General features: G+C 73.5%; 16 protein-coding genes. 8 read left to right on the top strand and 8 right to left on the bottom strand.

What is annotated here, in order from left to right:
* The first annotated feature begins 193 nt into the window (after positions 1 to 193).
* From B7P34_RS13380 to B7P34_RS13360, 5 genes are all read left to right on the top strand, one after another.
* On the top strand, positions 194 to 1,789 hold the full coding sequence (locus B7P34_RS13380) for an ABC transporter substrate-binding protein (protein WP_106676166.1): 1,596 nt from the start codon (positions 194 to 196) through the stop codon (positions 1,787 to 1,789).
* Positions 1,786 to 2,787, top strand: coding sequence for an ABC transporter permease (locus B7P34_RS13375; RefSeq protein ID WP_223267815.1), 1,002 nt, complete (start codon positions 1,786 to 1,788; stop codon positions 2,785 to 2,787). The genes B7P34_RS13380 and B7P34_RS13375 overlap by 4 nt, the downstream gene beginning before the upstream one ends.
* Positions 2,780 to 3,604 carry an ABC transporter permease gene (locus B7P34_RS13370; RefSeq protein WP_106676164.1) on the top strand — a complete coding sequence of 275 codons (825 nt, stop codon included), beginning with the start codon at positions 2,780 to 2,782 and terminating at the stop codon, positions 3,602 to 3,604. Before B7P34_RS13375 ends, B7P34_RS13370 begins: the two co-directional genes overlap by 8 nt.
* An 80-nt stretch (positions 3,605 to 3,684) precedes the next feature.
* Entirely contained in the window at positions 3,685 to 4,635 is a 951-nt protein-coding gene (locus B7P34_RS13365) for an ABC transporter ATP-binding protein (protein ID WP_223267814.1), read from the top strand.
* Complete coding sequence (locus B7P34_RS13360; RefSeq protein WP_106676162.1) at positions 4,628 to 5,305, top strand: ABC transporter ATP-binding protein; 678 nt, start codon at positions 4,628 to 4,630, stop codon at positions 5,303 to 5,305. Before B7P34_RS13365 ends, B7P34_RS13360 begins: the two co-directional genes overlap by 8 nt.
* Before the next feature lie 29 nt (positions 5,306 to 5,334).
* On the opposite strand, the gene B7P34_RS13355 is transcribed toward B7P34_RS13360, so the two are convergent.
* Both B7P34_RS13355 and lysX read right to left on the bottom strand, forming a co-directional pair.
* Positions 5,335 to 6,261, bottom strand: coding sequence for a DMT family transporter (locus tag B7P34_RS13355; protein ID WP_106676160.1), 927 nt, complete (start codon positions 6,259 to 6,261; stop codon positions 5,335 to 5,337).
* Positions 6,262 to 6,348: 87 nt separating this feature from the next.
* Entirely contained in the window at positions 6,349 to 9,708 is a 3,360-nt protein-coding gene (gene lysX / locus B7P34_RS13350; RefSeq protein WP_106676159.1) for a bifunctional lysylphosphatidylglycerol synthetase/lysine--tRNA ligase LysX, read from the bottom strand.
* A gap of 154 nt (positions 9,709 to 9,862) precedes the next feature.
* Between lysX and B7P34_RS13345 the strand changes: the two genes are divergently transcribed.
* On the top strand, positions 9,863 to 10,057 hold the full coding sequence (locus tag B7P34_RS13345) for a hypothetical protein (RefSeq protein WP_106676157.1): 195 nt from the start codon (positions 9,863 to 9,865) through the stop codon (positions 10,055 to 10,057).
* Between the two features lie 73 nt (positions 10,058 to 10,130).
* Here B7P34_RS13345 and B7P34_RS13340 read toward each other — a convergent pair whose 3' ends face one another.
* From B7P34_RS13340 to B7P34_RS13330, 3 genes are all read right to left on the bottom strand, one after another.
* On the bottom strand, positions 10,131 to 11,537 hold the full coding sequence (locus tag B7P34_RS13340) for a family 2B encapsulin nanocompartment shell protein (protein WP_106676155.1): 1,407 nt from the start codon (positions 11,535 to 11,537) through the stop codon (positions 10,131 to 10,133).
* Between the two features lie 104 nt (positions 11,538 to 11,641).
* A complete protein-coding gene (locus B7P34_RS13335) occupies positions 11,642 to 13,054 on the bottom strand; it encodes a family 2B encapsulin nanocompartment shell protein (RefSeq protein ID WP_106676153.1) in 1,413 nt (470 codons plus the stop codon).
* 150 nt (positions 13,055 to 13,204) lie between these two features.
* On the bottom strand, positions 13,205 to 14,422 hold the full coding sequence (locus tag B7P34_RS13330; RefSeq protein WP_106676152.1) for a phosphodiester glycosidase family protein: 1,218 nt from the start codon (positions 14,420 to 14,422) through the stop codon (positions 13,205 to 13,207).
* A gap of 314 nt (positions 14,423 to 14,736) precedes the next feature.
* Between B7P34_RS13330 and B7P34_RS13325 the strand changes: the two genes are divergently transcribed.
* Together B7P34_RS13325 and B7P34_RS36740 are read left to right on the top strand one after the other, a co-directional pair.
* Entirely contained in the window at positions 14,737 to 15,621 is an 885-nt protein-coding gene (locus B7P34_RS13325; RefSeq protein WP_106676150.1) for a phosphatidylinositol-specific phospholipase C/glycerophosphodiester phosphodiesterase family protein, read from the top strand.
* 139 nt (positions 15,622 to 15,760) lie between these two features.
* Positions 15,761 to 16,183, top strand: coding sequence for a hypothetical protein (locus tag B7P34_RS36740; RefSeq protein WP_146166811.1), 423 nt, complete (start codon positions 15,761 to 15,763; stop codon positions 16,181 to 16,183).
* Between the two features lie 21 nt (positions 16,184 to 16,204).
* Here the strand turns inward: B7P34_RS36740 and B7P34_RS13315 are convergent, their stop codons facing one another.
* The 3 genes from B7P34_RS13315 to B7P34_RS13305 all read right to left on the bottom strand — a co-directional run.
* Entirely contained in the window at positions 16,205 to 17,086 is an 882-nt protein-coding gene (locus tag B7P34_RS13315; protein WP_106676146.1) for a YceI family protein, read from the bottom strand.
* 123 nt (positions 17,087 to 17,209) lie between these two features.
* A complete protein-coding gene (locus B7P34_RS13310; protein WP_106676144.1) occupies positions 17,210 to 18,502 on the bottom strand; it encodes an SWF or SNF family helicase in 1,293 nt (430 codons plus the stop codon).
* Positions 18,499 to 20,982: DEAD/DEAH box helicase (locus B7P34_RS13305; protein WP_106676143.1), on the bottom strand; the 2,484-nt coding region annotated here is incomplete at its 5' end. The genes B7P34_RS13305 and B7P34_RS13310, both read right to left, overlap by 4 nt.

Genomic DNA, 20,982 nt, shown 5'->3' with positions numbered 1-20,982 from the left:
CCCTCGGGCAGGGCGGTCAACAGCCGGTGGCTCCCGGATTGGCTCCCTGCCCTCCCCTATCCGCCCCGCCCCACGCCCCTGACCTGGGCTCCTCCGACCCCACCTCATGACCGTAACTTTGCATACTGTTTAATTGCGACTGGTTCGCAAAAGCAAGTGACTAAGCACAAGCAATCGAGCAGAGGTGTGGGGCATGACGGCCCGGTCCGTACGGGGAGTGGCCGCCACGGCCATGGCAGGCGTTCTCGCGGCAGGCGCGGCGGCCTGTTCGACACCGGGCGGGGGCGGCGGCGCCAAGGGTGACAAGGACTCCCTGGTCGTCGGCCTGGCCAACGAACCCGAGACGCTCAGCCCGCTCCTCGGCTACGGCAAGGACGGCAACTCCAAGATCTTCGACGGGCTGCTCCGCCGCGACGCCTCGATGAAGCTCCGGCCGGCCCTCGCCGCCGAGCTGCCGAAGGTCACCGACGACGGCCGTACGTACACCTTCGCCCTCCGCAAAGGCGTGAAGTTCAGCGACGGCAAGCCGTTCACCGCCCGGGACGTGGTCTTCACCTACCGCACCATCCTGGACGAGAAGACCAACAACGCCGCCAAGGGGGAGCTCGACGCCATCGACAAGGTCACCGCCGCCGGTGACGACACCGTCGTCTTCGCGCTCAAGTACCCGTACGCGCCCTTCGCCGAGCGCACCGTGCTGCCCATCGTCCCCGAGCACGCGGCCAAGGGGCAGGACGTCAACTCCGGCTCCTTCAACACCGCCCCCATCGGCACGGGACCGTACGTCCTGACCGGCTGGAGCAAGGGCGAGAAGCTGACCTTCAAGGCCAACCCCGGCTACTGGGGCGGCGAGCCGAAGGTCAAGAAGCTCACGATGGCGATCATCAAGGACGACGACGTGCGCGCCACCCGGCTGCGCTCCGGCGACCTCGACGGCGCCATCCTGCCGCCCAACCTCGCCAAGGGCTTCAAGGGCGACAAGTCCAAGGTGACCATGACCGCCCGCACCACCGACTTCCGCGGCGTGACCCTCCCCGCCGCCGACAAGGTCACCGGCGACCTCGCTGTGCGCCGCGCCCTCGACCTCGCCGTCGACCGCAAGGCCATGGTCGACAAGCTCCTCGAAGGCGCCGGCCGCGCCGGGTACGGGCCCGTGCCCACCGACAGCGACTGGTTCGCCAAGGGCACCGAGCGCCCGTACGACCCGGACAAGGCGAAGAGGCTCCTCGACGACGCCGGCTGGCGGCCCGGCGGCGACGGCATCCGGGAGAAGGACGGGCAGCGCGCCTCCTTCACCCTCTGGTTCCCCGCCGGTGACAAGCTCCGCGAGGAGCACGCCCTCGCCTTCGCCTCGGACGCCAAGAAGGCCGGCATCGAGGTCAAGGTGCAGAGCGGCACCTGGGAGGTCATCGAGCCGCGCATGAAGGACGACGCGGTCCTCGCCGGCGGCGGCAACCCCGCCGACCCCGACTTCGACCTCTACAACCTGCTGCACTCCTCCTTGGCCCTCAACGGCTTCAACAACATGGCCGCCTACAGCAACCCCGACGTCGACAAGGCCCTGGAGGAGGGCCGGCGCAGCGGTGACAAGGCCGCCCGCAAGGCCGCCTACGACAAGGTCCAGCAGGGCCTCGCCGACAACCCCGGCTACACCTTCCTCACCCACGTCGACCACCTCTACGTCATGAACGACGAGTGGAAGGACCTCTCCACCCAGGTCGAGCCGCACGACCACGGCCTCGGCGCCGGCCCCTGGTGGAACGTCGAGGACTGGCAGCCCGAGCAGTGACCCGCAGCACCACCGGGCTCCCGTGGGGGCCCATGGCGCGCATGGCGGGACGGCGGCTGCTCGCCGCCGTCCCCGTCCTCGCCGCCGTCACCTTCGGGGTCTTCGCCCTCGCCGCCGCCTCGCCCTTCGACCCGGCGAAGGCGTACGCGGGCAGCGCCGGGCTCGGCGCCCGCCAGGACGTCCTCGACCAGCTGCGCGACAACCTCGGCGCCGACCGGCCCTTCACCGCCCGCTGGTGGGACTGGCTGACCTCGGCCCTCACCGGCGACCTCGGCGTCTCCGCCTCGCTCCGCCAGCCCGTCGCCCAGGTCATCGGCGAACGCATCGGCTGGTCCGTCCTGCTGTGCGGCATCGCCTTCGCCCTGGCCGTCACCGCCGGAACGGCGCTCGGCGTCCTCGCGGCGCGCCGCCGCGGCGGCTTGTTCGACCGGGCCGTGACCTCGCTCGCGTACGCGCTCGAAGCGGCCCCGCCGTTCTGGCTCGGCCTCCTCGCCATCTGGCTCTTCGCCCTCAAGCTCGACGCCCTGCCCGCCGGCGGCCTCACCGACACCGGCAGCGACACCGCCACGCCCGGCCAGATCGCCTCCCACGTCGTCCTGCCCGCGGCGGTCCTCGCCGTCTCCCAGCTGCCGTGGTTCGTGCTGTACGTGCGCCAGGGCGTCGGTGACGCCCTCGCGGAGGACCCCGTGCGCGGCGCCCGCGCCCGCGGCCTGCGCGAACGCACCGTCCTGCTCGGCCACGCCCTGCGCTCCGGCCTGCTGCCCGTACTCACCCTCACCGGCTCCCGCGTCCCCGAACTCATCACGGGCGCCCTGCTGGTGGAGACCGTCTTCAGCTGGCCCGGCATCGCCTCCGCGACCGTGGAGGCCGCGACCAAGGTCGACTTCCCGCTGCTCGCCGCCCTGACCGTGCTCGCGACGGCCGCCGTGCTCGTGGGCAACCTGCTGTCCGACCTGTTGTACGGCCTGGCGGACCCGAGGGTGGGCTTCGATGGCTGACCGCGTGCGCACCGGTGTCTCCGCCGCCGTCACGGCAGCCGTCGTCCTCGCCGTGCTGGCCGTGCCGTTCGCCGTCCCCCTCGACGAACAGGCCGTCGACCTGGCCGCCAAGCTTCAGGCGCCCTCCTGGGCGCACCCCTTCGGCACCGACGAAGTGGGCCGCGACCTGCTGCTGCGCAGCGTCTACGGGCTTCGCGTCTCCCTCTTCGTCGGCGTCGCCGCGGCTCTCGCCGCCACCGTCATCGGCACGGCCGTCGGCGCGGCGGCGGGTGCGCTCGGCGGCTGGGCGGACCGCGTCCTGATGCGGATCGTCGACCTCTTCTCGTCCGTGCCGCACCTGCTGCTCGGCATCTTCGTCGTCACGATGTTCCGCCCGGGCGTCTGGCCCGTGGTCGCCTCCGTCGTCGTCACGCACTGGCTGTCGACGGCCCGGATCGTACGGGCCGAGGTGCTGTCCCTGCGCTCGCGCTCGTACGTCGACGCCGCGGTGTCCGGCGGCGCGTCACGGTGGCGGGTGACCGTCCGCCATCTGCTCCCGGCCGTCCTGCCGCAGGCAGGGCTCGCGGCGGTGCTGATGATCCCGCACGCCATCTGGCACGAGTCCGCCCTGTCCTTCCTGGGCCTGGGCCTGCCCACGCACCAGGCGAGCCTCGGCAACATGGTCCAGAGCGCCCGTGGCTCCCTGCTGGCCGGCGACTGGTGGCCGACGCTCTTCCCCGGGCTGTTCATCATCGTCCCCACCCTGGCCGTGGCCGGGCTGGCGGGCGCGTGGCGCGAACGGCTCAACCCCAGGCGCCGATCGGAGCTGACGCTGTGAGCCCCGCGACTTCCGGCCCCGCCCGGTCCGGCCCCGCAACCTCCGGCCCCGCACGGTCCGCTCCCGTACCGTCCGGCCCTGTGCCGCCCGGCCCCGTCCTGTCCGTACAGAACCTCTCCGTACGGTTCCGGATGCGCGGCGGGCGGCGGATCGCCGCCGTCACCGACGCCTCGTTCGAGCTGGGCCCGGGCGAATGCCTGGCCCTCATCGGCGAGAGCGGCTGCGGCAAGTCCGTCCTGGCCTCGGCGCTCCTCGGCCTCCTGCCCGGAAACGCCCGCACCGACGGCCGGGCCCTCCTCGGCGACCTGGACCTGCTCACCGCCGGCGAGCGCACCCTCGCCCGCACCGTACGCGGCCGCCGCATCGGCCTCGTGCCGCAGAGCCCCTCCGCGCACCTGACCCCCGTCCGCACCGTGCGCTCCCAGCTGGAGGAGACCGTCCGGGAGCTGACGGGCGTCCGCAAGGCCGGACTGCGGGCGGCGGCCGAAGCCGCCGCCGAGCGGGCGGCCTTCCCCGCCACCCACCTGGACCGCCATCCCCACCAGCTCTCCGGCGGCCTCGCACAGCGCGCGGCCACCGCCCTCGCCCTCGTCGGCGACGCCCCCCTCCTGCTCGCCGACGAGCCCACGACCGGCCTCGACCGCGAGCTCGTCGACCGCACGGTGGACGAACTACGGCGGCACGCCGACGCCGGCCGCGCCCTGCTGATGATCACCCACGACCTCGCGGCGGCCCGGCGCATCGCCGACCGCGTCGCCGTCATGTACGCGGGCCGCATTGTGGAAATCTCCGCCGCTCCCGCCTTCTTCGGCGAGCCGGGGCCCCGCCACCCCTACGCCCGCGCCCTGCTCGACGCCCTCCCCGAGCGCGCCTTCACCCCGATCCCCGGCGTGCCCCCCGAACTCGGCGACCTGCCGCCCGGCTGCGCCTTCGCCGCCCGCTGCACGCGGGCGAGCGACCGCTGCGGGACGCTCCCGGCGACCGCCGACGGCGTCGCCTGCCACCACCCGGAGGAGACCTCGCGTGCTTGAGCTGAGCGGCATCACCGCGGGGTACGACCCGCGCAGGCCCGTCGTCCGCGGCGTCTCCCTGACGATCGCGCCGGGCCGGTCCGTCGGCCTGCTCGGCCCGAGCGGCTGCGGCAAGTCCACCCTGGCCCGGGTGGCCGCCCTGCTGCACCGGCCGGACTCCGGCACGGTCGTCGTCGACGGCGACCCCGTCCGGGGCGCGCGTCACCGCGCCACGCGCGAGCAGCGCACGGCCTTCGGCGTGGTCTTCCAGCAGCCCCGGCTCGCCGCGGACCCGCGCATGCGGCTCACCGACCTGATCGCGGAACCGCTGCGGGCGACCGGCCGGCGGGCCGAGGCGGCAGCGGCGGTGGCCGCACTGGCCGAGCGCGTCGGGCTCTCCGGGGAACTCCTCAGGCGGCGGCCGCACGAGGTCAGCGACGGCCAGCTGCAGCGCGCCTGCCTGGCCAGGGCCCTCGTCCTGCGCCCGCGCTGGCTGATCTGCGACGAGATGACGGCGATGCTGGACGCGTCGACGACGGCCGCTCTCGTGGCGGTCGTGGAGGACTACCGGGCCGGGAGCGGCGCGGGGCTGCTGGCCGTGGGACACGACAGGGTGCTGCTCGACCGCTGGTGCGACGAGACGGTGCACTGGGACGAACTCAGGGCCGAGAAGAGCCCGTCCGGCGTCTGAGGACCGGGGTCCGGGGCGGAGCCCCGAACCTAGCGCTCGCTGCCGACGAGCTCCCGCTCGACCACCGGCTCCGCCGGCTGCGGAGAAGCCCTCCGCACCGTGGCCACGGCAACACCGGCCAGCACCAGCAGCCCGCCCCCGGCCGCGTTGAGCGACGGCAGGTTCCCGAGGAACAGTGCGTCCAGCAGCAGCGCGGCGACCGGCACCGCGTACAGCACCAGCGACGCCGTCGACGCCGTCGTGGCCCGCAGCGTCCGCGACCAGGTCCAGAAGGCCATCGCCGTGCAGCCGACGCCCAGCCACAGCACGGCCAGCGTGCGGTGCCCGTCGGCCGCCGCGATCTGCCCGACCGCCCCGGGAGCCGTCGCCAGCAGCGGCAGCATGCCGAACAGGCTGCCGTAGAAGACGCATTCCGCGCCCGAGTACTTCTTCAGCAGCGGCTTCTGCAGCGCGAACGACGTCGCCTGTGTGGCGGCGGCGCCCAGCACCATGAGCGCGCCCATGAGCGAACCGCTCCCGCCGCCCGAGGTGACGGCGACGGTGAGCGCACCGGTGAGCGCCACGGCGAGGCCGGCGAGGCCCCGCCGGCCGGGCCTGTCGCCGAGGAAGGCCATGCCGAGCACGGTGGTGAAGACCGGGGAGGCGGCGATCAGCATGGCCGCGGTGCCCGCGTCCACGCTCTGCTCGCCGGCGCACAGCAGCACCTGGTAGGCCGTCATCCCGGTGAGGCCGAAGGCCGCCATGCGCAGCGCGTCGGCGCGCCGCAGCCGGCCGATCCGCCCGAGGAACAGGCACGGCAGGAGGAGGACGACGGTGATGGCCATGCGCAGGAGGGCTATCGCGGCCGGGGAGTAGTCCGGCAGCGCCACCTGGATGGCGGTGAAGGCGGAACCCCACAGCAGCGCGGTCGCCGCCATCGGAGCCCACGGAATGCTGGTGCGCTGTGCCGAGGTCATATCGGCAAGCTAACAACGGCCGATCTATAAGGCAAATAAAGAATTCTATCCCATTCCCAAAGGAAGTCTTTTAGTGATGCCGGGCTGTCACCGCCTCCGCACCAGGGGGAACGGCAGCGTCTCCCGGATCGACAGCCCCGTCAGGAACATCACCAGCCGGTCCACCCCGATCCCCAGCCCGCCCGTCGGCGGCATCGCGTACTCCAGCGCCCGCAGGAAGTCCTCGTCCAGCTCCATCGCCTCCGGATCGCCGCCCGCCGCCAGCAGCGACTGCGCGGTCAGTCGGCGCCGCTGCTCGATCGGATCGATCAGCTCCGAGTACGCCGTGCCCAGTTCCGTGCCGAACGCGACCAGGTCCCAGCGCTCCGCGAGCCGCGGATCGACCCGGTGCGGCCGCGTCAGCGGTGAGACGTCGGTGGGGAAGTCCTTGTAGAAAACGGGCAGCTCCGTGCGCTCCTCGACCAGCCGCTCGTACATCTCCAGCACGATGTCCCCGCGCCCGTCCTCCGGCCGGTGCGGCACCCCCGCCGCGTCGCAGTGCCGCCGCAGCACCCCCACCGGCGTGTCCGCGTCGACCTCCTCGCCGAGGACCTCCGAGACCGCGCCGTAGACGGTCTTCACCGGCCACGGCCCGGAGATGTCGTGCTCGACGAGCTTCCCGCCGGCGTCCCGGCGCAGGGCCACCACCGACCCGTGGGCGGCTTCCGCCGCGGCCTGGATCAGCTCGCGCGTCAGGTCGAGCATCACGTCGTAGTCCGCGAACGCCTGGTACGCCTCCAGCATCGTGAATTCCGGATTGTGCTTGTACGAAACCCCTTCGTTGCGAAAGGTGCGGCCCATTTCGAAGACTTTTTCCATCCCGCCCACGCACAGCCGCTTCAGATACAGCTCCGGAGCGATCCGCAGATACAGGTCGAGGTCGTACGCATTGATGTGCGTGGTGAAGGGCCGGGCGTTCGCGCCGCCGTGGATCTGCTGCAGCATCGGCGTCTCGACCTCCAGGAACCCGCGGTCGAGCAGCCCCTGGCGCAGCGCCTGCACGGCCGTGCTGCGGGCCCGCACCGTCCGCCGGGCCTCCGGCGAGACGGCCAGGTCCACGTAGCGCATCCGCACCCGCGCCTCGGGATCGCTCAGGCCGTGCCGCTTGTCGGGCAGCGGGCGCAGGCACTTGGCGGTCATCCGGGCGCTGCTCACGAAGACGGTGAGCTCGCCGCGGTCGGTGGTGCCGATCTCGCCCTCCGCCTCGACGTGGTCGCCGAGGTCGATGTGCGTGGCGAAGCGCCGCAGCCCCTCGCGGCCGCAGTCCTCGCGGGCGAACGTCAGCTGCAGGTCGCCCGACCAGTCGCGCAGCACGGCGAACGCGACCCCGCCGTGGTTGCGGACCAGCAGCACGCGGCCGGCCACGGTCACCCGCTCGCCCGTGCGGGACGACGGCGGGAGCCCCGCGTGGGCGGCACGGATCGCGGCGAGCGTGTGCGTGCGGCGGGCGTCGACCGGATACGGGTCCACGCCCGCCGCCCGCAGCAGCTCCAGCTTCCGCCGCCGCACCCGCACCTGCTCCGGCAGCCCCGCGAGCCCGTCCGCCCCCGCCTCCTCGGCGCCGGCCTCCAGGCCCAGCTCGGAGAGCGGCGGCAGGCCCGCCGTGGACGCCGGGCTGGTGACGCCCCTGGCCCGCCCCCGGCTCCACAGCTGACCGAGGCTCGGCACCGCGACGAAGCCCTCGGCGATGCCCGCCGCCAGCCCGATCCGCGCCAGCGCACCCGCGTCGGCGTAGCAGAGGAACCGCGGGTGCCACTCGGGGTTGTACTTCACGTTCGAGCGGTAGAGGGCCTCCAGCTGCCACCACCGCGAGAAGAACAGCAGCAGCTTGCGCCACAGCCGCAGCACCGGCCCCGCCCCGATCCGCGCCCCCTCCTCGAACGCGGAGCGGAACACGGCGAAGTTGAGCGAGATGTGCTTGACGCCGAACCGCCCGGCCTGCGCGCACAGCTGCGCGACCATGAACTCCATGACGCCGTTGGGCGCCGCCCGGTCGCGGCGCATCACGTCCAGCGAGACCCCGTCCCGGCCCCAGGGCACGAACGACAGCAGGGCGATCATCGTCCCCTCGCTGTCGAAGGCCTCCACCAGCAGGCAGTCGCCGTCGGCCGGGTCGCCGAGCCGGCCCAGCGCCATCGAGAAGCCCCGCTCGGTCTCGGTGTCCCGCCAGGCGTCCGCCCGGTGGATGACCTCGCCCATCTCCTCGTCGGTGAGCGCCGAGTGCCGCCGGATCCGTACGGTGGCGCCGGTGCGCTCCACCCGGTGCACGGCCTGCCGCGTCACCCGCATCTCGCGTCCGTCCAGGTCGAACGAGGCGACCTGCAGGATCGCCTCGTCCCCCAGCTGGAGCGCGCCCAGCCCCGAGCGGGCGTACGCCTTCGCGCCCGCCTCACTGGCGCCCATCACGGCCGGCTGCCAGCCGTAGCGGCCCGCGACCTCCAGCCAGGCGTCGATCGCCGGAGTCCACGCCTCCGGGTCGCCCAGCGGGTCGCCGGACGCCAGGCAGACGCCCGCCTCGACCCGGTAGGTCACCGCCGCCTTGCCGCTGGGGGAGAAGATCACGGCCTTGTCCCGGCGCGTCGCGAAGTAGCCGAGCGAGTCCTGGCCGCCGTAGCGGGCCAGGAGGGCGCGGATCCGCGGCTCCTCGTCGTCGTGCAGCGCGGCCTCCAGGCGCTGCGAGCGGAACAGCGCCATGGCGGCGTTCAGCAGTGCCAGCGCGCCGAACAGCCCGAGCAGGAAGTACAGCCAGTGCGGGGGATGGCCGGTGAAGTGCCGGCCGCTCACCAGCCCGCCGCACACCTTGTTGGCGACGAACAGCAGCCGGTTCCCCGCCCCGCGCTCCAGCGAGCCCGGGAACAGCGACACCAGGCCCCAGCCCACCAGGATCGCCACGGCGAGCCCCGCCGCCAGCACCAGCAGCGCCCGCAGGAACGCCCCCCGGCGCGACGCCGCGTAGAACTCCCGGCGGGCCAGGACCAGCAGCGTCATCGCCGCCACGCACAGCACCAGCGAGGGGATCGTGTCCCAGTAGCCCACCGCCAGCAGCAGGGCGTCGGCGATCAGCAGCAGCGTCAGATAGGCCAGGACGAACCACAGGGTGACCCGCTTGCGGGCGGCCATCGCCGTCGCGAGCAGCAGCAGGAAGACCGCGTACGCGAGGTTGGGCGCCGTGGGGACGGTCAGCGTGTCGAGCGCCTCCGTCAGCGGCCCCACCGCCCGCCGCAGCGGCACGATCAGCGAGGTGATCGCGCAGAACAGGCCGAGGGCGCCGAAGAAGACCGCGAAGCCGTTGGGGACCCGGTGCAGGAGCCGCCGCCACGCGGACTCGCGCTCCCCGCCCTCACGGCCCTTGGGAGCCGGGGCGGGCCGCTCCGCGGAAGGCCTGCTGTCGGCGGCTGTGCGGCTCATTCCGCCAGCCTAGGCACCCTGCGGGCGGCCTGCCTGCCGAGCGCGGCGGCCCGGAGGGCGACGCTCGTACCTGAATGGAGTACACGCGGCGCGCCGGGCCGGGGCGCTCGGTGGGCCAGACTGGCGGACAACCGCACCACCCAGGAGGTTCGCCATGGCCATTTCGCTCTCCGTGGTCCTGTTGTTGCTCGTCCTGGTGGTCGTGTTCATGCGGAGCGGCTCGCTGAAGGTGTCGAACGCCCTGGTCTGCGTTCTGCTCGGCTTCCTCCTGGCGAGCACGAGCATCGCGCCGACGATCTCCGACGGCCTGTCCACCACGGCCCGCATCGTGAGCGGCGTACGCCCCTGACCGGGTCCGCGCCGCCCGGGCCGGGCCCCGCCGTCGGGGGGACCCGGCCCGAGGCGTCATCCTCCGGCGCGCCCTAGCGGCCGATCTCGACGTCCTCCAGGACGCCCAGCGCGTCCGGCACGAGGATCGCCGCGGAGAAGTAGGCGCTCACCAGATACGAGGAGACCGCCTGCTCGTTGATGCCCATGAACCGGACGTTGAGGCTCGGCTGGAACTCGTCCGGGATGCCCGTCTGGTGCAGGCCCACGACACCCTGGCTCTCCTCGCCCGTCCGCATCGCGAGGATCGAGCTCGTCCCCGACTCGCTGATCGGGATCTTGTTGCAGGGCAGCAGCGGCACACCGCGCCAGGAGCGCACGGAGGAGCCCAGGACGTCGATGGACTGCGGGTAGAGGCCCCGGGCGGTGCACTCCCGGCCGAACGCCGCGATGGTCCGGGGGTGGGCGAGGATGTACTTGGTCTTGCGGCGGCGCGCGAGCAGCTCGTCGAGGTCGTCGGGGGTGGGCGGGCCGCTGCGGGTGTGAATGCGCTGGCTGATGTCGGCGTTGTGCAGCAGGCCGAACTCGCGGTTGTTGACGATCTCGTGCTCCTGGCGCTCGCGCAGCGCCTCGACCGTCAGCCGCAGCTGCTGTTCGAGCTGGCTCATCGGGTCGTTGTAGAGGTCGGCGACGCGGGTGTGGACGCGCAGGACGGTCTGGGCGACGCTCAGTTCGTACTCGCGCGGGGAGAGCTCGTAGTCCACGAAGGTGCCGGCGATGGCCGGCTCGCCGACGTGGCCGGACGTCACCGCGATGTCGGCCTCGCCGCGCTTGTTCGTCGGCTTGGCGGGGCGGGAGGTGAACGCCGCGACGTGCGCGCGCAGCGCCTCGGAGCGCTCGGCCAGCTCCTGGAAGGTCTGCAGCGGGAGGGCGAGCACCGTGCAGCGGGTCACGGCACGGACGCTGAATCCCCAGGTGCCGTCGGGCTCCAGGGGCACCTGCTCGCCGAAGTAGTCACCGTCGGCCAGCACGCCGAGCACGGTCTCGTCGCCGTACTTGCCGGTGCCCGTCTTGTTGAGCTTGCCGTGGGCGATGAGGAAGATCTGGTCGGCCGGCGTGCCGGCCTCGACGAGCGTGTCACCGGCGGCGTACGTGCGCTGGATGAAGCCGTTCGCCAGCGCCTCCAGCGTGTCGTTGTCGCCGAAGTCCCGCAGCAGGGGCAGTTCCCCGAGCTCCGGCGGGATGACCCGGACCTCCGAGCCGGTCGAGATGAACTCGACCCGGCCGTCCCCGACGGTGTACGTGAGCCGCCTGTTCACCCGGTAGGTGCCGGCCGACACCTGCACCCACGGCAGCACGCGCAGCAGCCAGCGGGACGAGATCCCCTGCATCTGCGGTACGGACTTGGTCGTCGTGGCGAGCTGGCGTGCCGCTGACGTGCCGAGGCTGAGCTGGGCCTCCCCGGACGGTGCGGCCTCTCCGGACTCGACTGACGTGGTCATAGCTGGTTGTCACCCATCTGTGTGCGGTACTCGGCGCGGATCCGCGGGCTCGCGGGTCCGCAGGTGCGCGAACGTGGTGCGCGGAGCGTGGTACGGCGGCGGGATCAGTGCCCGATCTCGACGTTCTCCAGAATTCCGAGGGCGTCCGGCACCAGAACGGCGGTGGAGTAGTAGGCGCTCACCAGATAGGACATGATGGCCTGGTCGCTGATGCCCATGAAACGCACGGAGAGGCTCGGCTGGTATTCATCGGGAATTCCCGTGCGGTGCAGCCCGACGACACCCCGGGATTCCTCTCCGGTGCGCATCAGGAGAACGGAGCTGGTGCCGTTCTCGCTGATCGGGATCTTGTTGCACGGGAAGATGGGAATTCCCCGCCAGGCGGGAATCGAGTGGCCGCCGACGGTGGCATTGTCCGGATACACTCCGCGCCGGTTGAATTCGCGGGCGATCGCCGCGATCGTGCGCGGGTGCGCCAGCAGGAAGCCGGGGTCCTTCCAGACCGTGGCCAGCAGCTCGTCGAGGTCGTCGGGGGTGGGCGGGCCGCTGCGGGTGTGGATGCGCTGCTTGAGGTCGGCATTGTGCAGCAGGCCGAACTGCCGGTTGTTGATCATCTCGTGCTCCTGGCGCTCGCGCAGGGCCTCGATGGTCAGCCGCAGCTGCTGTTCGAGCTGGTTCATGGGCTCGTTGTAGAGGTCGGCGACGCGGGTGTGGACGCGCAGGACGGTCTGGGCGACGCTCAGTTCGTACTCGCGCGGGGAGAGCTCGTAGTCCGCGAAGACGCCGGGCAGCACCGGCTCGCCCGCGTGGCCGGCGGCCACGTCGATGGCGGACTCCCCCTCTTCGTTCCGGGGGCGGGCGGAGGCCTCGCGGAAGGCCTCCAGGTGGGAGCGCAGCTCCTGGGACCCCTCCAGGACCTCCTGGAACGCCTGCCGCGGCAGGGTCAGGACGGTGCAGGCGGTGACGGCCTTGACGGTGAAGTCCCAGTTGCTCTCGGAGGCGGCGGCCAGGGCCTTGTCGCCGAAGTAGCCGCCGTCGGCGATGACGCCGAGGACGGCCGGATCCCCGTACTCGCCCTCGCGGACCTTGCTGAGCTTTCCGTGGGCGACCAGCACCACCTGGTCGGCCGGCTGCCCGGCCTCCACCAGGACGTCGCCCGGCCGGAACTCCTGCTGGGTGAAGCGGCCCGCGAGCGCTTCGAGCACCGCCGGGTCGCCGAAGCCGCGCAGCAGCGGGAGCTCGCCCAGCTCGGCCGGGATGACCCGGACGTCGGCGCCCGTCGAGACGAACTCGACCCGGCCGTCGCCCAGCGTGTGTGTCAGGCGCCGGTTGACCCGGTACGTGCCGCCCGGGACGTGCACCCATGACAGCATCCGCAGGAGCCACCGCGAGGTGATTCCCTGCATCTGCGGTACGGACTTTGTCGTGGTCGCCAGATTCCGTGCGGCCTCGGTGCCCAGGCTCAGCCGGCCGGGGCCGTTATTGCCGTCGGTGCCGGTCTCCACTGACGTCGTCATATCGGAATGCCCACCCATCCGTTATGGACAGCCCGCGGCCCCGACGGACGGGCTGCGGGCGTGCCGAAGAATTCCCCTTGACCGCCTTCGAAGCTAGCAGCGGGATATCGGCGGGCGCAGTCACTCAAAAGGGTGGATTGATCGATGATGTTACGTTCGGAGGAAAACGCCGATGCCGTTGGCCACCGGCCGTTCCGCGCCGCCCGACGGATGATTCCGGACCGTTGTCCGCCCGTTGTCCGGATCGCGGGTGGCCAGCGTGCTGGAGCCGCCCCCGTCCAGGTTCACGGCGTCGTCGGCGCCCAGATCGCGCATCAGGTCGGCGAGCTCGGCGACGGTGAGCCCCGTGCGGTAGCCGGCGCCGCCGTCGAGCGCCAGCAGGTAGAACAGCCGGCCGTCCCCGCCCACGCCGGCGGAGGTCCGCACCGCGGAGGTCGTGGTGTCCAGCCCGGACAGCAGCCGGCCGTCGCGCAGCACGGGGAAGCCGCCGACCGCGAAGCGCAACGCTCCCTGCCCGGCGGGCTGCAGCCGCTCCTCGACGTGCACCGCGTCACCGTCCTTCAGCCGGCGCAGCTCGCGCGCTCCCGCCTCGCGCCCGACGAGCACCAGCGTGCCCGAGGGGATCGCGCCGTGGCCCGGCTTGTGCGCCGCGCCCGCCACCTTGCCGTGCCGGACCGTCAGCTCGTAGGTGTCGTCCGTGCAGGGGGCGGCCCTGTCGGCGTCCGTGCCGCAGGTCGCCCGGAGCCGTGACGCCGAGCCCCAGGAGGAGTTGTACGCGCCGATCCCGCCGACCGGGAGGGCGTACTGGTTGAGGCCGCGCAGCGGCAGCTTCCTGCCCTTGGCGGTCACGGTGCCCTTCAGCGTGAGCCGGTCCAGCCGGCCCCTGTCGTCGGTGCCGAGGCCGATGACGTCCCGCGTGGTGGCGCCCGGGGGCAGCACCGGCCCGAAGCGCTGGCCGTCGGGCACCGCGGCACTGAGCCGGCGGCCGCCCGCGATGGACGGGCCGACCGGCGCGCCCGTGGCCTCGACGCCCGGGTGCTGGGTCTCCGTGATGTTGAAGAAGTCGCCGTTGACCCCGGCCACCGCGCCGCGGGCGGCCGTCATCCGCGACACCGTCGCCCGCGCGGCGACCGAGCCCGGGTGCAAGAGGTCGAGCGAGACGCCCGGCTCGCTCAGATCGACCCTCAGCACGTGCCCGTACGCCGGGCCGTGAGAGGCCGACAGGGAGAATTCCCGGTAGTCCACACCGGGTGCGACGGGGGCCGGGGCCCCCAGTCGCAGCGCGGGCCGGTCACCCGCATCCGCCAGGGCGGTGCCCCCGCCGACCAGCGAGGTCCACGCCACCAGAACCGTCAGTACCGAGCGCACACGTCTTCTGCGTCTCTTCACAGTCACCCCAGAGGTCCCGTCAACTCTGGCACGGAGCAGAACGGTTCACCATGCCCCGAAAGAGCGACAGGCCACGCGAAAGAACGACGGGCCGTGCGAAAGCGACGGGCCGTGCGAAAGAACGTCAGGGAACGCGTCGGCGTCGGCGCGGGCAACTCCCGGCACATCCCTGCCCAGGGACCCGGAGGGCCCGGATACTCACACGTACGGCCCGTGCGGACGGACCGCCGCCGCGCACCGGCCCACACCGACCCGGGAGTTCCTGGAGAACTGGGAGAGCTGCCATGAGCCCCATGAGCCCTCGTTCGCGCCGCGCGGCCGTCACCGCCTTCGGAGCCGCCATCGGAGCCGCGCTCACGGGATCCTTCGCCCCGCCGGCCCTCGCCGCCCCGGCCGCCGTGGGGCGCGACGCGTCCGGCGCGCCGGGCAAGCCGCCGCTGCGCCGGGCGCACGCGCACAACGACTACGAGCACCCCCACCCCCTGGCCGATGCGCTCGCCCACGGGTTCGGCAGCGTCGAGGCGGACATCTGGCTCGTGGACGGCGAGCTCCTCGTCGCCCACGACGCGTCCGGCCTCGACCCGTCCCGCACCCTCGAAGCGCTGTACCTCGACCCGTTGCAGCGCCGCGTCAGAGCCGGTCACGGCCGGGTCTACAAGGGGTACAACCTCTCGCTGAAGCTGCTCGTCGACATCAAGACCGACGGCGCCGCGACGTACCGGGAGCTCTCGCGGCGGCTGCGCCGGTACGGCACGCTGTTCACCTCCTGCGCCGACGGCCGGATACGCCGGGGAGCCGTCACCGCCGTGATCTCGGGGGACCGGAGCGCCCGGGGGCCCATGGCGGAGGAGCGGCTGCGCCACGCGTTCTACGACGGCCGGCTCGCCGACCTCGGCGCCGGTGCCCCCGCGTCCTTCATCCCCCTGGTGAGCGACAACTGGAACAGCATCTTCGGCTGGCAGGGCAACGGCCCGATGCCGGCCCGGGAGAAGGCCCGCCTCCGGCAGATCGTCTCCGCCGCGCACGCCGAGGGCCGGACCGTACGGTTCTGGGCCACGCCGGACCAGCCGGGTCCGGCGCGCGAGGCGGTGTGGCGTGCGTTGTTCTCCGCCGGGGTGGACTACCTCAACACGGACGACCTCGCGGGCCTCGAAGCGTTCCTGCGCGCGGCAGGCTGAGCACGCGCCCGGCCGGCTCGCCTGACCTTCGGCGCGTCCGCGGGTGACCTGAAGGTGGAATGTCCCGGTCCGGGGCGGATTATGTGGCGGTACCGTCACCGCCGTCCGGTGTGTGCGTGCCCGGAGGGAGGCTGGCCGCATGGCCACTCCACCTGGACCGCCGTACGGGCCGCCGCCGGGCCCGCCCCCGGGCGGCTTCGGGCCCGCCCAACCGCCGTGGGGCGCGCCTCCGCCGCCTCCTCGCCGGGGCGGCGGCGGGCGCCGGGCCGCCCTCCTCGCGACCGCTCTGGTGGCGGTCGCGGGGCTCGGGCTGGGCGCCGTCCTCGTCGTCGGCGGCAAGGACGGCAAGCAGGGCGGGCCGGGTGACGGCTCGTCGCCCGGCGGGTCCGCGTCGCCGTCGCTGACGCTCCCCAGCGGGTTCCCGTCCCAGTGGCCCACGGCGATGCCGTCCGGACTGCCCAGCGGCTTCCCGAGCGGCCTGCCCACGTCCTGGCCCACCGCGTTGCCGAGCGGCTTCCCCACAGGCCTGCTCCCGGTCTCCGGCGGCACCGGCGGGCGCTGACCGCCGGCCGCGCACGGGCCGTCAGACGGCGGGAGCCTGCTGCGGGACGGCCTGGATGTCGAGCTCGACCCTGATGGTGGCGCCGATCATGGCGATTCCGCGCCGGAGCATGGAGCGCCAGTCCAGGGTGAAGTCCTCGCGGTGCAGTTCGGTCGAGGCCGAACAGGCCGTGCGGGTCTCGCCCATGATGCCGGTGCCGATCCCCAAATAGCGGGTGTCCAGCGCGATGTTCCGGCTGACGCCGTGCAGGTTGAGCACGCCCTGCACGGTCCACCGCGACCCGCCCCGGTGGACGAACCGCTCGCTGGTGAACTGCATGTACGGGTAGTGGGCGACGTCGAGGAACTCCGCCGAGCGCAGGTGCTCGTCGCGCTGGGCGACGCCCGTGTCGATGCTGGCCGTGTCGATCACGACGTCCAGGCGGGAGCGCTCGACGTCCTCGGCGATCCACAGGGTGCCCTCGAAACGGTTGAAGCGCCCGTGCACCTCGGCGAGTCCGATGTGCCGGGCGATGAAGCGCACCGCCGTGTGGTCCGGGTCGATGCGCCAGGCGCCCGGCGCGGGCATGGCGGGCGCCGGGGCCGTCTCCATCGCGACCGTGCCGAGGGAGGTGGCGGCGCCCTCCGCGCAGGTGACGGTGCGCAGGACGGGCCGGAACCCGTCGGCCGACAGCGCGAGGCTGTACTCGCCGGGCGCGAGGGTGGTCGCGAACCGGCCGTGCGGGTCGGTCTGACCGTGCACCACTTCCTGCCCGGCGGCGTCCCGCACGGAGACCTCGGCTCTGTGCAGCGGCGACTGCGCCGTGTCCGCCACGGTGCAGTCGAGGGCCCCCGCTCCGAACGGAATCGGCGTGGTCTCCGGAGCGGAGAAACGCGTGAACCGGCGGAGCAGGGCGAAAACCATCCCAAAGGGCCTTTCCGTGACCAGAAGGTGATTGAACTGTAGATCACCATAATCTGTCGCTGATCGGCAGAATCCTCGGGGTTGCCTATGAAAGGTTCCTTTTTATTCCTCTGAGCCTTTGAATCATCGGCCACCGGGGGCTGTGTCCGTGAGGAGCGCGGAGAGCGCGGCCGCCGGATCGCTCTCACAGGGCCCTGCGGGCTGCCAGCGGCCGCCCTCCTTCCGGTACGGCCACCAGCGGCCGTCCCTTCCGTAGCGCAGCTGCGCGTCCCCGCCGACCACGGTCCAGCGGTTGCGCGCGGCCCGCAGCGGCGGAGCCTGTTCTTCCGGCCACGCGGCCGCCAGCCCGGCGCGGGCGCGCGCGAGGTCCTCCGGCTCCGGGGTCCACTCCTCGTCCAGCACGGCGAGCGAGGCGGGCCCGCCGTGCCGCCACGCACGCACCGCCCGGTCGAGTCCGGACCGCTCCCGGCCGCAGCCCGCCGCGAGCCGTCCGGCGATCCGCTCGTCCGGGCCGGCCGCCGCGAGCCGTACGGCGTCCTCCCACAGCGTGAGCTCCCGCGCGGCCGGAGCGCGCTCGTGACCCGGGGCCAGCGCCTCGGCCAGCAGCTGCCGGGCCTGCGCGGCCGCGGCCGCCACCAGGAACTCCAGCGCCTCCGCGTCCAGTCCGGGCGCGGGCGCCACGTCGCCGCCGAGGACCGGAGAACGGCCGGGAGCCTCCACCGGGAGCGGCGGATCCGGCAGCGGGAGCACGGAGGAGGCCGCGGCGAACACCTCCGCGGCAGGCACCCCGGAACGGGGCCCGGCGCCGTGCCCCGGCGGCCGGTCCGGCTTGGCCGCGGCGTTGCGCTCCTGCAGCTCGTCCAGCAGCTCGCGCTCACCGCGCCCGCGCATCAGCAGCAGCACGAACGGGTCCCGGTCGAGCAGCAGCGCCATCAGATGGCACAGCGCCGCCGTGTGCGCGCAGTGGTCCCAGGCCCCGCACGAGCACTCCGGCTCCAGGTCTCCGATGCCCGGCAGCAGTTCCACTCCCGCCGCCAGCGCGTCCTCGGCGAGGTGCGGCGGTATGTCGCGGTCGAGCAGCGCCGCGATGTACCCGGCCTGACCCGCCACCAGCTCCAGGAGGCGCTCCCAGTCGGCGGCACCGAACTCCTGCACCGCCACGTCGGCACGGTACGGGGTGCCGCCCAGGTCCCGTACGACGGCCGTGATGCGGCCGGGCCGCACCGAAACAGCGCCCACCGCGCCCGCGCGCGCGTGCCTGCGCCCCGCCTTCACCTGCCGGCCGTCCAGCGCCGTGTCCTCCAGCGCCTTGAGCCAGGCCCGGCCCCACCAGGTCCGTGCCGAGCTCCGTACGCTCTCGGGCGGCAGCGCCTCGAAGGTGCGCTCCGCCCGGCCGGTGACTTCCTGTCCGGTCAACGTCCGTTCCCCCTCAGTGCGACGAGATCCGCCAGCTCGGCATCGGTCAGTTCGGTCACGGCGGCCTCGGCGCTGCCCAGGACGGCGTCCGCCAGGGCCTGCTTGCGGACGAGCATCTCGGCGATCCGGTCCTCGACCGTGCCCTCGGTGACGAACCGGTGCACCTGCACCGGCTGCGTCTGACCGATCCGGTACGCGCGGTCGGTCGCCTGCGCCTCCACCGCCGGGTTCCACCACCGGTCGAAGTGCACGACGTGCTCCGCCCGGGTGAGGTTGAGGCCCGTGCCGGCGGCCTTCAAGGACAGCAGGAAGACGGGGACCTCGCCGTCCTGGAAGCGGCGCACCATCTCCTCGCGGCGCGGGACGGGCGTGCCGCCGTGCAGCAGTTGCGTGCGGACGCCGCGCGCCCCCAGGTGCTGCTCCAGGAGGCGGGCGGTCGCCACGTACTGCGTGAAGACCAGCACGCTCGCCCGCTCGGCGAGGATCGTGTCCAGCAGCTCGTCCAGGAGCTCGACCTTGCCCGAGCGCCCGGCGATCCGCGGGGACTTCTCCTTGAGGAACTGCGCCGGGTGGTTGCAGATCTGCTTCAGGCCGGTCAGCAGCTTGACGATCAGGCCGCGCCGCTCGAAGCCGTCCGCGGCCTCGACCTCGGCGAGCAGCTCCCGCACCACGGCCTCGTACAGACCGGCCTGCTCCTTGGTGAGCGCCACCGCGCGGTCCGTCTCGGTCTTCGGCGGCAGCTCCGGCGCGATGCCGGGGTCGGACTTGCGGCGGCGCAGCAGGAACGGGCGGACCAGGGCCGCGAGGCGCTCGGCCGCGGCCGGGTCCGCGCCGCCCTCGACGGCCCGGGCGTAGCGCTTGCGGAACCGGCTCAGCGGGCCGAGCAGCCCGGGAGTCGTCCAGTCGAGGATCGCCCACAGCTCGGAGAGGTTGTTCTCCACCGGCGTGCCGGAGAGCGCCACGCGCGCCTTCGCGCCGATCGTGCGCAGCTGTTTCGCGGTGTCGGAGTACGGGTTCTTGACGTGCTGGGCCTCGTCCGCGACCACCAGGCCCCAGGACGTGCCTGCCAGCTGCTGCGCGTCGAGCCGCATCGTGCCGTACGTGGTGAGCACGAACTCCCCGCCGGACAGCCCCTCCAGAGACCGTGACGCGCCGTGGAAGCGGCGTACAGGCGTGCCGGGGGCGAACCGCTCGACCTCCCGCTGCCAGTTGCCCATCAGGGACGCGGGACAGACGACCAGCGTGGGGCCGGCCGCGTCGGGGAGCGTCTGCCGGTGCAGGTGGAGGGCGATGAGGGTGATGGTCTTGCCGAGCCCCATGTCGTCGGCGAGGCAGCCGCCCAGCCCGAGCGAGGTCATCCGGTGCAGCCAGTCCAGGCCGCGCAGCTGGTAGTCGCGCAGGGTGGCGGCGAGCGCGGCGGGCGGGGGAACGGGCTCGCGGTCGTGCTCGGGGTCGGCGATGCGGTCGCGCAGCGCCGCCAGCCAGCCGGTCGGCCGGACGTCGACCTGAGGGCCGTCCTCGTCGCCCTCCTCGGTGGGAGCCCTGCCCGTCAGGGCGGCGCCCAGCGCTTCGACCGGAGTGAGCTTGCGGTCCTGGCGGCCGTGGGCGCGGCGCACCGCTTCGGGGTCGACGAGCACCCACTGGTCGCGCAGCCGTACGGCGGGCCGGCCGGCCTCCGCGAGCCGGTCCAGCTCGTCCTGGGTCAGCTCCAGGCCGCCGACGGCGAAGCGCCAGCGGAAGGTGAGCAGGGCGTCGGCCGACAGCAGGGACGGCATGCCGGACCGCTCGTGGCCGGGCCCGGGGGCGTCGTCGTCGCCGTCCGGGGGGCCGACGACGGCGCGTGCGGTGAACGTGCGGACGAGCTCCTTCGGCCAGTGCACCTCGACCCCGGCGGCGTCCAGCGCCGCGGAGGCGCCGCCCAGCAGCTCTCCCACCTCCTCGTCGGCGAGTTCGACGGCGTCGGGGACCGCGGCGGACAGCAGGGGCGTGAGCGCGGGCCAGGCGTGGGCGGCCCGGCGCAGCGCGAGCAGCGCCTTCATGCGCGCGTCCCGGCCGAGCGCCGCGCCTGCCGGCGACTCGCCTGCCCACACCGCGGCGGCGTCGGCCACGAGGGCCGGGTCGGAGAGGCTGTGGAGCTGCAGGACGGCCCGGAAGCGCGGGGCCGCGTGCTCGTCGTCGCCGAGGGGGCCCAGTGCCTCGACGCGCAGGGACACCCGTACGCCCGCATCGTGCCCGGCGGCGACGCTCTCCGCCCACGGGCGCTGCTCGGGCAGGCGGCGCGGTTCGGCCGCGGCGAAGGCGGGACCGCCTGCGGCGAGGGCCGCGGCGGGGGAGCGCGGCAGCCCGTCGGCGACCGCGTCCAGGAAGGCGCGGACGAGCTGCTCCGGCTCGGGGAGCAGCAGGGGGCCGGGGCCCGGGAGCGGCACGGCGCGCGCGGCGGGCGGCATGGCCGCGGCCAGGTCGCGTACGCGGCGCAGGTC

The organism is Streptosporangium nondiastaticum (assembly GCF_003011965.1).
Classification (GTDB): domain Bacteria; phylum Actinomycetota; class Actinomycetes; order Streptomycetales; family Streptomycetaceae; genus Streptomyces; species Streptomyces nondiastaticus.
The sequence above is the reverse complement of the archived record's forward strand: the minus strand, read 5'-3'. Positions and strand labels throughout refer to the sequence as shown.

Excerpts from the sequence above, each read along its gene's own strand:
- B7P34_RS13315 (WP_106676146.1), bottom strand. The coding sequence starts at position 17,086 with ATGGTTTTCGCCCTGCTCCGCCGGTTCACGCGTTTCTCCGCTCCGGAG.
- B7P34_RS13335 (WP_106676153.1), bottom strand. The coding sequence starts at position 13,054 with ATGACGACGTCAGTGGAGACCGGCACCGACGGCAATAACGGCCCCGGC.
- B7P34_RS13340 (WP_106676155.1), bottom strand. The coding sequence starts at position 11,537 with ATGACCACGTCAGTCGAGTCCGGAGAGGCCGCACCGTCCGGGGAGGCC.
- B7P34_RS13345 (WP_106676157.1), top strand. The coding sequence starts at position 9,863 with ATGGCCATTTCGCTCTCCGTGGTCCTGTTGTTGCTCGTCCTGGTGGTC.
- lysX (WP_106676159.1), bottom strand. The coding sequence starts at position 9,708 with ATGAGCCGCACAGCCGCCGACAGCAGGCCTTCCGCGGAGCGGCCCGCC.
- B7P34_RS13355 (WP_106676160.1), bottom strand. The coding sequence starts at position 6,261 with ATGACCTCGGCACAGCGCACCAGCATTCCGTGGGCTCCGATGGCGGCG.
- B7P34_RS13370 (WP_106676164.1), top strand. The coding sequence starts at position 2,780 with ATGGCTGACCGCGTGCGCACCGGTGTCTCCGCCGCCGTCACGGCAGCC.
- B7P34_RS36740 (WP_146166811.1), top strand. The coding sequence starts at position 15,761 with ATGGCCACTCCACCTGGACCGCCGTACGGGCCGCCGCCGGGCCCGCCC.
- B7P34_RS13380 (WP_106676166.1), top strand. The coding sequence starts at position 194 with ATGACGGCCCGGTCCGTACGGGGAGTGGCCGCCACGGCCATGGCAGGC.
- B7P34_RS13325 (WP_106676150.1), top strand. The coding sequence starts at position 14,737 with ATGAGCCCTCGTTCGCGCCGCGCGGCCGTCACCGCCTTCGGAGCCGCC.